Raw genomic sequence first — 13,113 nt, forward strand, 5'->3', positions numbered from 1 at the left:
TCAGCATACCGGATGAACATGGCCATGTTCACGGTTGGCCGATTTTCCGATGGCTACGAATCGCCGGATCCCACCCACGGTTTGTTCAATTCCTTCCCGCGCCACAACATTACGAAGGCGAGGAGCGCTCCGCAAGCTGCGGCAAGCCCCATTTTCCGGGCGGAATGTTTCACTCGGATGAGATGGCCGACCTCTGCGCTATTTGCCTGATTCCTCAGATATTGGACGTTATCCCGGCTCGTTCAGACATCTTCGGAGTATTCCACGAACACATCCATCGTTGCACCCGGCGGCACCGCCGTGCTCAGATAATATCCATGCGCCGCAAGACAAGCGTCCGAAACCATCGCCGCACCGGGCCTCATTCCAATCCTCATTTTCCCGATCCCTCGGTCAACATCTACGCCACCTCAACCTCGGCTTCGCCACTCTCGGCGTTATCCTCCTCTTCCTCAAGCTTGCGGAAATGGATCTGGCCAACGCGGCGGCCGTCCGTGCTGGTGACCTTGGCCTCGTAGCCTAGGATTTCCAACGTCTCGCCGACCTCGGGGAAACGCTCGAGCTGCTGGGTGATGTAGCCGCCGACCGTGGTGACCTCGCCGCTCTCCAGGTATAGCTCCTCCACGTGGCCTTCTAGGTCGTTGAGCGTCATCGATCCCTCGACGACGAATTCCTCGTCGTTGACTCGGATGAACGAGGAATGCTCGTTGTCGAACTCGTCCTGGATGTCGCCGACGAGCTCCTCCATCACATTGTCGAGGAAAACCAGGCCGACCGGCGTGCCGAACTCATCGACGGCCATGGCAAGGTGGGCGTGCTCCTTGAGGAAAAATTTCAGCAACGAATCGAGCGGCATGGTGTCGGGCACCATTTTCAGCTCCCGCTTGATCCGCATCAGGTCGGGATCGGGGTCGTTCATCAGCTTGAAGAGATCCTTGATGTGGATCAGGCCGATGGCCTGGTCGAGGTGCCCCTTGACCAGCGGGAAACGCGTGTGCTTGCTGCGTATCGCGATATCGAGGGTTTTCTCGAAAGGCTCGTCCGCATCCAGCACGATGACCTCGTTGCGCGGGGTCATCACGTCTCGTACCCAGAGTTCGTTGAGCTCCAGCGCGTTGATCAGGATTTCGCGCTCGGTGTCGGTCACTTCCTTGAATTTCCCGGAATGGGTGACAAGGATCGCAAGCTCCTCGGCGGAATGGACATGCTCGCCCTCGCTGATCGGATCGATGCGGAAAATGTTCTTCAGCAGCATGTTGGCCGTTCCTTGGAAAAACCGGATGACCAGGTAGAAGGTCTTGTAGAAAACGTGGAGCGGCCCGACCAGCAGCATGGTGGTGCCGAGCGAGCGGCGGATCGCGATGGATTTGGGCAGAAGCTCGCCGACGACGACGTGGAGGAAGGTGAAGGAGGCGATGGCCAGGACAAACGAGATGACAGAGACCGGGCTGAACGTGAGCCCGATGAACGAGGCTTTCTCCGGCATGCCCATCATGAATAGCAGTGGCGAAATCATCGCCTCCACGAACGGCTCCCCGAGGAACCCGAGCGCCAGGGATGCGATCGTGATCCCGAGCTGGTTCGCCGAAAGGTAGCCGTCGAGGTTTTTCACGACGTGCACGGCACGCGCGGTGTCCGCGCCGGTTTCCTTGCCGTGGGTCTCAAGCTGGCTCGGGCGGACTTTCACGATGGCGAATTCGGAAGCCACGAAAAACGCGTTGAGCAGAAGGAAGAAAACGATACCCAGGAGGTAAAAGAGCGCCTGCCCGAAACTCGGGAAATCGTGGGAGGCGGCCGCGCTGGCGATCAGCGGGGAGATGGGGAAAAGTTCGCTCATCGGATGGTCACAGCTTTTCGTAAACCCCTTGGTCGCGCTTCTCCAGCACGGTGAATCCCGCCTTTTTCGCGTCCGAAACCGAAAGCGGTTTCGAAACCCGCGGGGTGTTGACCTGCGAGATCACCTTTTTCACGGGGTTCTTGCAAATCAGGCACTTCACGAGCGCCTCACGATCCGAAGGACGCCTCAGCTCGAATCCGCGCCTGCAGATCCGGCAAGATCGCTCGGGATCGTCGGGGGCTTCGGAAACGTATTCGTAGATTGGCATTTGGTGGACGCAGGGATCGGGTGGTTTCCGACCCGCGTCATGGTCAAGCGGCAAGCATAGCCGCAGACCGGCTGCTTACCAGCTCGATTTCGTCACTCCCGGAAGCAGCCCTGCGGAGGCGTATTCGCGGAATGTGATACGGGAAAGGCGGAAGCGGCGGAGGAACGCACGGCGGCGGCCGGTGATCTCGCAGCGGTTCACGATTCGGGTAGGGCTGGCATCGCGCGGAAGCATCGAGAGACCGACGTAATCCTTCTCTGCCTTCAGCTTGTGCCTCAGGTCTGCATATTTCTCGACGGTCTTTGCTTTGCGCTTGTTGCGGGCGATCCAACTTTTCTTAGCCATAATTCGGGGCGCGGTAGATATCCCACCCAGCCCCCATTGCAAGCCCAAACTTGCCATTTCCCCCAAAAACAACAGCAAAGGCGCGGTTTCGGGGCAATATCGGTTTTTACAGTGGCTTTACGGACAAGGGGCAGGAGGTGGGGTTATCAAGGTTCCGTCATGAAAACACCAGCATACCTCGCCCTCGCGGCGCTAACCACATTCACCACGTTCAGCGCCGCAAAGCCAGCCCCGGATCCGCGCATCCCCGAGAAACCGCAGGTTGACCCGCCCGCTGTGGACGGACAGGAAAAGAACCGCATCCAGATCGCCATCCTGCTCGACACTTCCAACAGCATGGACGGCCTCATCGACCAGGCGAAGACCCAGCTCTGGAAAATCGTCAACACCTTCATCCACGCAAGGCGCGACGGCAAGTCGCCATCCGTCGAGGTCGCCCTCTACGAATACGGCAACAACGACAACGCCGCCGGGAACGACTACATCCGCCTCGTCAGCCCGATGTCCCGCGATCTCGATGCCCTCAGCAAGGAACTCTTCGCCCTGAAAACCAACGGCGGTGAGGAATACTGCGGTGCCGTTGTCCAGCGCGCCCTTGGCGATCTCGCATGGGACACCCGCGAGAGCACCTACAAGGTCATTTTCATCGCGGGCAACGAGCCTTTCACACAGGGCAGGGTCGATGCAAAGGCCGCCTGCAAGGAAGCCCTCGCCAAGGACATCATCGTGAACACCATCCACTGCGGCAGCCGCCAGGAAGGGATAGACGGCTCATGGCATGAAGGCTCCGCCCTCGCTGGCGGGGATTTCCTCGTCATCGACCAAGACAAGGCCATCGCCCACATCGATGCACCGCAGGATAAAAAAATCGCGGAACTCAGCGGGAAGCTCAACGATACCTACCTCGGCTACGGGAAACGCCGCGAGTTGGCGGCCGCAAACCAGCTCCTCGCAGATGAGGAGGCCACGAAAAACGCCAAGGCGGGAGCCGATGTGCAGCGCTCCGTCTTCAAGGCGAATTCCGTCTATTCGAACTCAGGCTGGGATCTCGTCGATGCTCTCCGCGAGAAGAAAGTCGATCCCGCGAAGCTAGATGCAAAGGATCTCCCCGAGGAAATGCGCGACCTCGCCCCCGCCGCCCGCCAAGGATACATAGAGAAAGCCGCAGCAAGCCGCGCCGTTATCCAGGCGGAGATCAATGCCCTGAACATGCAGCGCGAGGATTTCATCGCCACCAAGCTGAAGGAAAACGCCGGTGCCAAGACGCTGGATCAAGCCATGATCGAGGCCACCCGCAAGCAGGCCGCATCGCGCGGATACAAATTCGGGAAATAACCCGCAATACCACAAACCGGGGAACGCGTTCTTGCGGCGCGTTCCCCTAACTGCTTTCCTAGTCAAGAGAATGATCGCTTCCCCGACAATCCTCGTCATCGAGGACGATCCCGCCGTCCGCACCGGCATCGTCGATACCCTGGAATACGCCGGATACACGACGCTTGAGGCAGCCGATGGCCACGAGGGCATGAAGCTCGCGATGCAGGCGACCTATCGCCTGCTCCTCTTGGACATCGTCATGCCCGGCCCCTCCGGTTTCGAGATCCTGGCGGCACTGAAAAAAACCAGGCCGGGCCAGGCGGTGATCATGCTGTCGGCGCGCGGGGAGGAACAGGACCGGGTGCGCGGCCTGGTGAACGGCGCGGACGATTATGTGGTGAAGCCTTTCAGCATGAAGGAGCTGCTCGCCCGCGTCGATGCAGTCCTGCGCCGCACCCATGAGCGCAACTCGCCAGCCGCCAAGCATGTCATCCTCGGCGCGACCATAGACCTCGGCGAAAGCCGCATCCATTTCCCCGATGGGAAAAGGGAAGACCTCAGCGAAAGGGAATGCGACCTCCTCCGCTATCTGCTCGATGCCGGCGGACGCACCGTCACCCGCGCGGAAATCCTGCGCCATGTATGGAACCTAGATCCCGAGCGGATCGAGACGCGCACCATCGACATGCACATGGCCCACCTGCGGGCGAAGCTCGGGGACGGGATCGCCGCATGCATCATCACCGAGCGCGGCAAGGGCTATCGTTTCGTCAATCCGGAGGCATCCCCATGAGAAACCGCAACTGCTGGGTCTGGATCGCCTTTGCCTGCTGCGCCTGCCTCGTGGTCGGTGCAATGCTCTGGCTGACCCGGAGTGTCATCAAAACGGAGAACGACAGGGCGCTCGCCGAGATCCGTGCCGAACTCCAGGAACGCGTCCGCCTCTCACTGTGGAGGATGGATTCGCTGGGTGCATCCATCTTGCTGGAGGAAAATTCCATCCCGCCGCAGGTTTTCCTGGATGGCACCAAGACCGCGCTGCCCGTGACCGTGCGCTTCGAGACACCGGACGGCGCCGCCTTCAGAGGCATCGGCCCGGAGAAGAAACTGATGGAAATCGGGATACACCTGAGCGGGCTGATCACCGATTTCAAAGCCGCCGAGCCGCAGGATGTGGCAGAAGGGGCGAGTGACAAGAAGAGCACGCCCGCACCGCCGGAAGAGCATGTGTCTCAGCTGCAAAGCAAGATCCGCGGCGGCTGGGAAGCGCAGGCCAACGCAAACATCGCCGAAAAGGCGAACCGCGAGCGCTTGCTCGGGGACAACATCTACAAAGGACAGTCCGGCTATTCGGTGGCCGAAGATGCGGCCGGGAAAGCGAAGCAGGGCTCACCTTCGCCGGAGGAAATGCCGAAACCGCTTTCCCAGGCATTGCCCAGCATCAGCGAGATTCCGAACCCGACGGGAAATTTCAAGGCCACGTGGTTCGAGGGATCGCTCTACCTGATCAGGCGCGGGATGAACATGCAGTCGTTCGCGCAGGGGATCCTGGTGGATGAAGCCGCATTGCGCGGCCTTCTGCTCTCCGAGGCAACCCAATTGCTTCCGCAAGCCAGCCTCGCCCCCGCTACGAACGGCGCGGGCGATTCCTTCAACCTCGCATCGCTCCCCTTCCGGCTCTCCCCCGGGAACCTGGCCTCCATCGAGGAAAACAGCATCCCGCGCAGCATCTCCGTATCTCTGCTCGCAGGATGGCTCGCAGCCATGGTCGCCCTGCTCGCCGCGTTCCTCCTCATCGCGAACGTGATGAAACTCAGCGAACGCCGCGCCTCCTTCGTCTCCGCGGTCACCCACGAGCTGCGCACCCCGCTGACCACCTTCCGCCTCTATTCCGACATGCTCAGCACCGGCGCGGTGCGGGAGGAGAAGCGCCCGGCCTACCTCAACGTCCTTTCCCGCGAGGCGGACAGGCTCTCCCACCTCGTCGAGAACGTCCTGGCATTCTCCAAGATCGAACGCGGCAGCGCGCGCAGCGATGTCTCGGAGACGGATCTCAACGCCTTGCTCGAAAGCTTCGCCGAGCGCTTCTCCACGCGCCTGGATTCCGCCGGGCTGAGCCTCGATCTCCGGCTCGCGGAGCCGGTCAGGGTCAAGCTCGACGCATCGGCGCTCGAGCACATCCTTTTCAACCTCATCGACAACGCCGCGAAGTACGCCGCCTTCTCCGAGCCGTCCCTTGTCACCCTCGAGACGAAAACCGGGAAAAAGAATGCAAGGATAAGCATCTCGGACCACGGGCCGGGCATCAGCGGGGCGGAGTGCCGCAGGATCTTCCGCCCCTTCCACAAATCCGCGAAACAGGCCGCCGAGACCAAGCCCGGAGTCGGCCTCGGCCTGGCGCTCTCGAAGCGCCTTGCAGGCTCCATGGGCGGCGCACTCTCCTGTCACAAACGCCCGGATGGGAAACCCGGGGCTGTCTTTTCCCTGACCTTGCCGAGGGAGTAGCGGCCGCAGGCCACGATCTGCGGAATGGGGGCGAGACCCGGGAGGAGGGGAACCGCGATTTGGAAATCGAGACCCGCCCGGCGATTCACCCTGGAACCCCGCTGCCGCAATAACCGAATCGCAGCCCGCTCCGATCAATCCTCCTCATCCTTCGCGCCCTTGACCCGGACTTTTCCGCGGAGCTTGGCCTCGATGAAATTGTCGATGTCGCCGTCCATGACGTCCTGGATGTTGCCGCTTTCCTCGCCGGTGCGGAGGTCGAGGACTTTCTGGTATGGCTGGAAGACGTAGGAGCGGATCTGGCTGCCCCATGAGACATCGCTTTTCTCGCCGTAAACGGCCTCGGCCTCGGCGGCGCGCTTGTCCTCCTCGATCTGGAACAGCTTCGCCTTGAGGATCTGGTAGGCGAGCTCCTTGTTCGCGCCCTGGGTGCGGGAGGCGGTGGACTTGATGAGTATCCCAGTCGGAAGGTGGCGGAGCAGGACGCCGGTCTCGACCTTGTTGACGTTCTGGCCGCCCTTGCCGCCGGAGCGCATGGTGCTGATCTCAATGTCCTTGTCGTTGATCTCGATCTTGATCTTGTCGTCGATCTCCGGGGTGGCATCGATGGAGGCGAAGGAGGTGTGCCTTTTCCCTGCGGAGTCGAAGGGCGAGATGCGGACGAGACGGTGGACGCCGCGCTCGTTCTTGAGGAAGCCGAAGGCGTTCTCCCCGCTGATCTTGACCGTCGAGGAGCGGAGGCCTGCGCCATCGCCGTCCTCCCAGTCGAGGGTCTCCACCTTGTAGCCCTTGCCCTCGGCCCAGCGGGTGTACATGCGGTGTAGCATCTGCGCCCAGTCGCAGGCCTCTGTGCCGCCGGCTCCCGCCTGGATGACGAGGTAGCAGTTGGCCTCGTCGTTGGGGCGGTTGAGGAGGGTGAGCAGCTCGAACTCGCGGATGTCCTTGTCCAGGCTGGCGGCCCCGGCGATGGCTTCCCTGGCGAGATCCTCGTCGTCGAATTCCTTGGCGAGTGAAACGCCCTCGATGACGTCCTTGCTGCGGCCTTCCAGTGCAAGGAAGGCCGCTAGCTTCTTTTTCATTCCGGCGGCCTCCTCGGAAACGGAACGCGCCTTGTCCGTGTCGTTCCAGAAATCCGGGGCACCCATCGCCTCCTCCAGCGTCTGGATCTTGTTTTCCAATGCGGGGACGTCAAAGATACCTCCTGAGTTTTGACAGGCGGCTCTGGAAGCCGTCCGTGTCAAGCGCCAGGAGGTCAGCGGTTGGGAGTGAGGACATGGGACGGCAGGAAAGCGCAGGCGGCTCCCGACCGCAAACCTTTATTGCAGCGGAAAGGGGGAGCCCGATCAGCGGGTCTTCCGGAATCGCCGGAGAAGGGAGATTTGGGCACAATGAGAGAAGCGGAAGCGTCTTGGAGGTTTTCATGGGATCAGTGGTGATCAGCCCGGCTTCCATGGGTGGACGGGGAGTTGATAGCCTGTGCCGGGACGTCCGCGATGGCCTCGGGAGCTTCCCGTGGGAGGCCCCTTGGGCATTCAACACCGCCTGGCGGATGATTTGTCAAGGCCACGCCCCCTGCTGAGGACGATTCACCCAAGCGTTTCAGGGTGGGGGGTGACAAGGGGTTTCGGGAATGGGGGCTAGCACCCGCCAAATATGGTTGAAAATTTACCTTGGAGGTTTGGGCTCCTCCTTTCTACCCTCCCGCACCGCGACCCACGATTATGGCACAGAAAGATTTCACGATTCAGAACAAGCTTGGCATCCATGCCCGCCCTGCGGCGCAATTCGTCAAGATGGCGAATCGTTTCAAATGCGACATCTCCGTCGAGAAGGACGGCGAGGAAGTGGACGGCAAAAGCATCATGGGTCTCATGATGCTCGCTGCTGGCCACGGCTCCGTGATCGTCGTCAGCGCCGAGGGCGAGGACGAGACCGCCGCCCTCGAGGCCATCGGCGACCTGATCAACAGGAAGTTCGAGGAGGATTGACCCCCATTTCAGTTTTATGTCGAAGATAACGATTCTATCCGGCGACGGCATCGGCCCGGAGGTGATGGTCCAGGCGCTGCGCGTGCTGGTTGCGGTGGAGGGGAAATTCGGTTTCAGCGTGGAGCGCTCCGAGCACCTTGTCGGCGGTGCTGCCATCGACGATGGCGGCCACCCGCTGCCCGAGGCGACCGTGAAAGCCAGCGAGGCTGCGGATGCCATCCTCTTTGGTTCCGTCGGCGGCCCGAAATGGGAGAACCTTCCGCCTGAGATCCAGCCGGAGCGCGGCGCACTCCTTCCGCTGCGCAAGCACTTCGGCCTCTTCGCGAACCTCCGCCCCGGCGTCTGCCTTCCCGCCCTGACCGATGCGTCGCCCGTGAAACAGGAGCTCATCAAGGACGGCTTCGATGTCCTCTGCGTACGCGAGCTCACCGGCGGCGTCTACTTCGGCTCCCCGAAAGGTCGCCACGAGGAGAACGGCGAGCCCGTAGCCCTTGACACAATGATCTACAAGAAGAGCGAGATAGCCCGCATCGCCCGGGTCGCCTTCACCGCCGCCATGGGCCGCGACAAGCGCCTGCTCTCCGTGGACAAGGCAAACGTCCTTGCCTCATCCGTGCTCTGGCGCGAGACGGTGATCGAGATTTCCAAGGAATTCCCTGAGGTCAAACTGGAGCACATGTACGTGGACAACGCCGCGATGCAGCTGATCCGCCGCCCCGGCTCCTTCGACGTGCTCGTCACGGAAAACCTTTTCGGCGACATCCTCTCCGACGAGATGGCGATGATCTCCGGCTCCCTCGGGATGCTGCCCTCCGCCTCGCTCGGGAAACAGAAGGAAGACGGCCTCTACTTCGGCCTCTACGAACCCTCCGGCGGCTCCGCCCCGGACATCGCCGGACAGGGCATCGCCAACCCCATCGCCCAGATCCTTTCGCTCGCCATGCTGCTGCGCTTCTCCCTCGGCAAAGCCGAAGCCGCAGACGCCATCGAGGCCGCCGTCGCCAAAGCCATCGCCGACGGCTTCCGCACCGGCGACATCGCCACGGGAAAACCCGGCGAGCAAAAGGTCGGCACGGCGGAAATGGGCGACGCGATCATCGCACGCCTGTGAAAATCCGAATTCCAAATTTCAGATCCCAGATCCCCGGGATCTGTTTCCTGATTCCGGTGTTTCTTTTTTGGTCTTCCTGCGGTCTGCAATCGCCCACCGCCGACCTTTCCATCCGTACCCCCGGCAGCTGGGCCGCCGCCTCTTCGGGGAACGAAGGACGCATTTCCACCGGCTGGCTGTCCTCCTTTTCCGATCCCGGCCTGACCCGCAGCGTCAACGAGGCTTTGGCCCACAACCGTTCACTGAAAGCCGCAGCCGCCCGTCTCCGCGAGGCGAAGGAACAGACCATCATCGCCCGCGCAAGGCAGCTCCCGCAAGTCGATGCAGGGGCGAGCGGCAGGGCCACGGACAGTGGAAGTGAAAGCTACGGGCTGAACCTGGCCGCATCATGGGAGCCCGATCTCTGGGGGCGTCTCCGCGATCTGACGGCAGCCGCCGCAGCCGACGAACGCGCCGCCATCGAGGATTTCCGCGGCGCCCGCCTCTCGCTCGCCGCGAATGCCGCGAAGGCCTACGTGAACCTGATTTCCGCCGGGCAGCAGGTGGCCGACGCGCAGTTCACCCTCGATTCCTTCGAGAAAAACCTCCGCATCATCGAGCGCAACTACAAGGCGACCGGCGAGGGCTCTCTCGATATCCAGTTCGCCCGCACCAACGTATCGTCCGCCCAGCGATCCCTCGAAGCACGCAAGCTCGATCGCGAGGATGCCGCCCGCACGCTGGAAGTGCTTCAGGGAAAATATCCAGGCGGGCTTTCCCAGGCCAAGCGGGCGCTGCCGAACCTTCCCGGCTCCGTCCCCGCAGGCATTCCCGCAGGACTCATCGAGCGCCGCCCGGATCTCGCCGCCGCCCGCGCGGCCATCTTCGCCTCCGCAAAGCGTGCCGATGCCGCCCGCAAAAGCCTGCTCCCGGATTTCTCCCTCACCGGCGCCGGCGGCGCGGCGGGCGCGCGGCTCTCCGACCTACTCAACGCCGATTTCCTCGCCTCCTCCATTTCCTCACGGGTCGATCAGGTGCTCTCCGACGGCGGCGCCCTCAAGGCCGATGCACGCGCAGCCCTCGCGCGCAACGACCGGCTCGTCAACGAGTACGCCCAGCTCGCCCTGGAAGCTTTCAGTGAGGTCGAGGCCACCCTCGCAGCCGACCGTTCGCTGGCCATCCAGGAGAAATTTCTCAACGATGAGGTCAAGCAGGCGGAACTCGCCGAGAAGCAGGCGAACCGCGACTACGCAGAGGGCGTCAACCCGAACATCCTCTCCGTGCTCGAAGCCCAGCGCCGCGCCAACAACGCCCGCTCCGCGATCATCCGCCTCCGCAACCAGCGCCTCCAGAACCGATTCGACCTCCACCTCGCCCTCGGGGGGGATTTCGCGACGCAACCGGAGTGAACGGCTGCCGGGAGACAAGCAATAACCTCCGGGAATGAGGATCCCTCGCGTTGGGGCGCGATGAACTCGAATGCCAAAATCGCGGCGCCTGATGAGTGGCGTCCAAAAAGGCCTTGAGCTTGCCAACAGGTTTTCCCAGTCCTACCCAGGTTCCGTCACCTTCAGCTTCTCGTCCCTGTGCTCCTTGAGCAGCACATCGAGCCGGGGCTCAATCTCTTCCTTGCTGCCCATGACCATCCAGTAGCGGTATCCCAGGACGGACTTCGGGGCGATTTTCAGCTTGCCGATGGGAGCCAGGTGCATGCAGGGGGAGTCTGTCGGCTTCGCATTCGGGTTGTAGGCTCCGTGCGGGCCGAAGTTCCAGTGCTGGTCGGCCGTCGGGCTGAACACGGCGATGCCCTGTCCTGCGTCCGTGAAACAGGCCATGATGTTGAGCGGCGGCTGCGCCTTGCCCCATGGCGGGCCGGGTGGCTGGCTGACCTTCTCCCATTTGCCATCGCCAAGATACATCTCGACGTTGCGGAAACGGCTGGTGAAGTAGCAGGCGGGAAGCTCCTGATGGCGGGGCACCGCATCACCCCACCTGTCGTTTTCCATGCGCTTGCAGATCAGGCGGTTGCTGACCAACACCACGTTTGGCATGTCTTCCAAGAATTCGGTGCTTTGCTCCATCAGCGCCTCCGCCTCCTCGTCGGGCATGTCCCAAAGCTTCGGGACGGTCTCGGAATGGAGCCTGCCTTCAACGGTTTTCCGGAATTCCGTGACCCGCGCCCATGAATTCACCCCGCCACCCTGGATGGGGTTCCATGTCCAAGGGCTCCAGCTCTTGGATTGGCCATCCGCTTGCCGGTCGAGGCTTCTTCCTGCGTAGTAGGATTGCTGGAGGAGCCGGCCGGGATCGTGGATGTTGATCGTGTTTTCCGGATGCCCTACCCACGAAAGCCAGGTGATCGCCGCACCCATCGAGCGGTCGATTCCGACCTTCACGACCTGGTTATCGATGTGGAGGAGATCGGGTTCTGGTCTTTGCGGCTTGGCTTCAAGGGAGAGCGAAAGGAGCAGCGCCACCGTGCAGGCAGGAAAGGAAATGGACTTCATTGACGGCGCTTACTTTTGGAAGTGCACAAAACACCCCTTCTTGTTCCCCACGACGACATCCGGTTTCCCGTCGCCGTTGACATCGGCGGCCATGACCTGGCAGCCGATGCCGCTGTTGTCATCGATGATCTCGGCGGTGTAGGTGGCCTTGCCGTCCTTGCGGGTGAGGAGGAAGGCGTAGAGGACGGCGGGTTCGCCAGGTTCCGCATCGCCTTTCGGGCCGTGGGCCCAGAAGCGCTTGCCGGAGATGATGTCCATGGCTCCATCGCCGTTCATATCCGCGAGATCGATGGCGTGCGGCTGGGTGAAGGCGACCCCGGTGGAGCCTTTTTCGTCTGGTGTGTCGATGAGCTGGTGACGCTTCCATGATCCGTCTCCCGTTTGCTCGAACCATGCGAGACCGTAGCCGTGGGCGTCGAGTGAGGTGATGACATCGGTGCGGCCGTCTGCGTTCACGTCGTATCCGAACATCTGTGCGCCGCCCTTGGTGGCGAAGGGTGCGTCATGGCGTTTCCAGGGAGACTTCCCGTCCCAATCGGCGGGTTGTTCCAGCCAGCCCTTGGCCTCGATGATGTCTGTCAGGCCGTCGCCGTTGATATCGCCGTGGCCGATGCCGTGGGTGAAGCGCTGGTAGGATTTCTTGTCCTCCGGCGTGATGGCGTTCCATTTCCAGACGGCAGTTGGGTTCGCGGGATCCTGGGTCGCATAGCCTATGGTTCCGTTGCTCATGCACAGGAGATCCGGGCGTCCGTCGCCATCGATGTCGGCGAGCATCGGGGATTCGTTGTCGGTGACGGCGAGCGCGGTATGGCGTGGCCACGGATTGCCGCTTTCACCGGGGTTCTCATACCAGAAGGTTTCCTTCCCGGGGAAGCCGATGACCAAATAGTCGGGGCGTCCGTCGGCGTTGAAATCGCCGGAGTAGGAGAGAAAGTTGTCGGAGTAGGCGTTCTTATTGCTGATTTCGCCTTCGAAACCGGGGATTTTCTCGCCCTCCATCTCGAAGTTTTTTGTGGCGGGATAGATGGTGTGTGTGGTCTTGAAGTCGGGGCCTTGGAACCAGTAGGGGCCCGATAGGACATCCGTTTTCCCGTCGCCATTCACATCCGCCACGCAGGCACCCTCCGCCCAGAAATAGCGGGAGAGCTGGTGCTTCTCCCATTTCCCTGTGAGCGGGGCGGGCTTGGTGGAAATGACGGCGGTTGCGGCACCCGCGGCGGCAAGGAGAGGGAAGATGAGGGGTTTCATGGCTTTCG

12 protein-coding genes are annotated in these 13,113 nt (G+C 61.9%); 6 read left to right on the plus strand and 6 right to left on the minus strand.

All coding sequences use genetic code 11. From position 1 onward, the window contains the following. Window positions 1-400: 400 nt before the first annotated feature. The 3 genes from HZ994_15810 to rpsN all read right to left on the minus strand — a co-directional run bounded on the left by HZ994_15810 (window position 401) and on the right by rpsN (window position 2,450). Entirely contained in the window at window positions 401-1,837 is a 1,437-nt protein-coding gene (locus tag HZ994_15810) for an HlyC/CorC family transporter (GenBank protein ID QTN33714.1), read from the minus strand. 7 nt (window positions 1,838-1,844) lie between these two features. Next, window positions 1,845-2,105, minus strand: coding sequence for a zinc ribbon domain-containing protein (locus HZ994_15815; GenBank protein QTN33715.1), 261 nt, complete (start codon window positions 2,103-2,105; stop codon window positions 1,845-1,847). Window positions 2,106-2,180: 75 nt separating this feature from the next. Further along, window positions 2,181-2,450: a 30S ribosomal protein S14 gene (gene rpsN / locus HZ994_15820; protein QTN33716.1), complete on the minus strand. Its 270-nt coding sequence runs from the start codon at window positions 2,448-2,450 to the stop codon at window positions 2,181-2,183. A 159-nt stretch (window positions 2,451-2,609) separates the two neighbouring features. Here rpsN and HZ994_15825 point away from each other — a divergent pair, with 159 nt between their 5' ends. The 3 genes from HZ994_15825 (at window position 2,610) to HZ994_15835 (ending at window position 6,272) form a co-directional block, all read left to right on the plus strand. After that, window positions 2,610-3,785, plus strand: coding sequence for a VWA domain-containing protein (locus tag HZ994_15825; protein ID QTN33717.1), 1,176 nt, complete (start codon window positions 2,610-2,612; stop codon window positions 3,783-3,785). A gap of 73 nt (window positions 3,786-3,858) precedes the next feature. Continuing rightward, on the plus strand, window positions 3,859-4,560 hold the full coding sequence (locus HZ994_15830) for a response regulator transcription factor (GenBank protein QTN34424.1): 702 nt from the start codon (window positions 3,859-3,861) through the stop codon (window positions 4,558-4,560). Next, window positions 4,557-6,272 (plus strand): HAMP domain-containing histidine kinase, encoded by a 1,716-nt coding sequence (locus HZ994_15835; GenBank protein QTN33718.1) that lies wholly within the window; start codon window positions 4,557-4,559, stop codon window positions 6,270-6,272. The genes HZ994_15830 and HZ994_15835 overlap by 4 nt, the downstream gene beginning before the upstream one ends. 134 nt (window positions 6,273-6,406) lie before the next feature. Here the strand turns inward: HZ994_15835 and prfB are convergent. Further along, window positions 6,407-7,547, minus strand: a protein-coding gene (prfB, locus tag HZ994_15840; GenBank protein QTN33719.1) for a peptide chain release factor 2 whose coding sequence is annotated in 2 segments (ribosomal slippage) — window positions 6,407-7,462 and window positions 7,464-7,547 — 1,140 coding nt in all. Because the reading frame shifts where the segments join, the coding sequence is not laid out codon by codon here. Window positions 7,548-7,993: 446 nt separating this feature from the next. Between prfB and HZ994_15845 the strand changes: the two genes are divergently transcribed. From HZ994_15845 to HZ994_15855, 3 genes are read left to right on the plus strand one after another with little or no spacing between them, the layout of a single operon-like run. Further along, window positions 7,994-8,260 (plus strand): HPr family phosphocarrier protein, encoded by a 267-nt coding sequence (locus tag HZ994_15845; GenBank protein QTN33720.1) that lies wholly within the window; start codon window positions 7,994-7,996, stop codon window positions 8,258-8,260. 16 nt (window positions 8,261-8,276) lie between these two features. After that, window positions 8,277-9,371 (plus strand): 3-isopropylmalate dehydrogenase, encoded by a 1,095-nt coding sequence (gene leuB, locus HZ994_15850; protein QTN33721.1) that lies wholly within the window; start codon window positions 8,277-8,279, stop codon window positions 9,369-9,371. Between the two features lie 56 nt (window positions 9,372-9,427). After that, window positions 9,428-10,759 carry an efflux transporter outer membrane subunit gene (locus HZ994_15855; GenBank protein ID QTN33722.1) on the plus strand — a complete coding sequence of 444 codons (1,332 nt, stop codon included), beginning with the start codon at window positions 9,428-9,430 and terminating at the stop codon, window positions 10,757-10,759. A 141-nt stretch (window positions 10,760-10,900) separates the two neighbouring features. Here the strand turns inward: HZ994_15855 and HZ994_15860 are convergent, their stop codons facing one another. Beyond that, a complete protein-coding gene (locus HZ994_15860) occupies window positions 10,901-11,857 on the minus strand; it encodes a hypothetical protein (protein QTN33723.1) in 957 nt (318 codons plus the stop codon). A 9-nt stretch (window positions 11,858-11,866) separates the two neighbouring features. After that, window positions 11,867-13,105 (minus strand): VCBS repeat-containing protein, encoded by a 1,239-nt coding sequence (locus HZ994_15865; protein ID QTN33724.1) that lies wholly within the window; start codon window positions 13,103-13,105, stop codon window positions 11,867-11,869. Window positions 13,106-13,113: the final 8 nt, after the last annotated feature.

The organism is Akkermansiaceae bacterium, from assembly GCA_017798145.1.
Classification (GTDB): domain Bacteria; phylum Verrucomicrobiota; class Verrucomicrobiia; order Verrucomicrobiales; family Akkermansiaceae; genus Luteolibacter.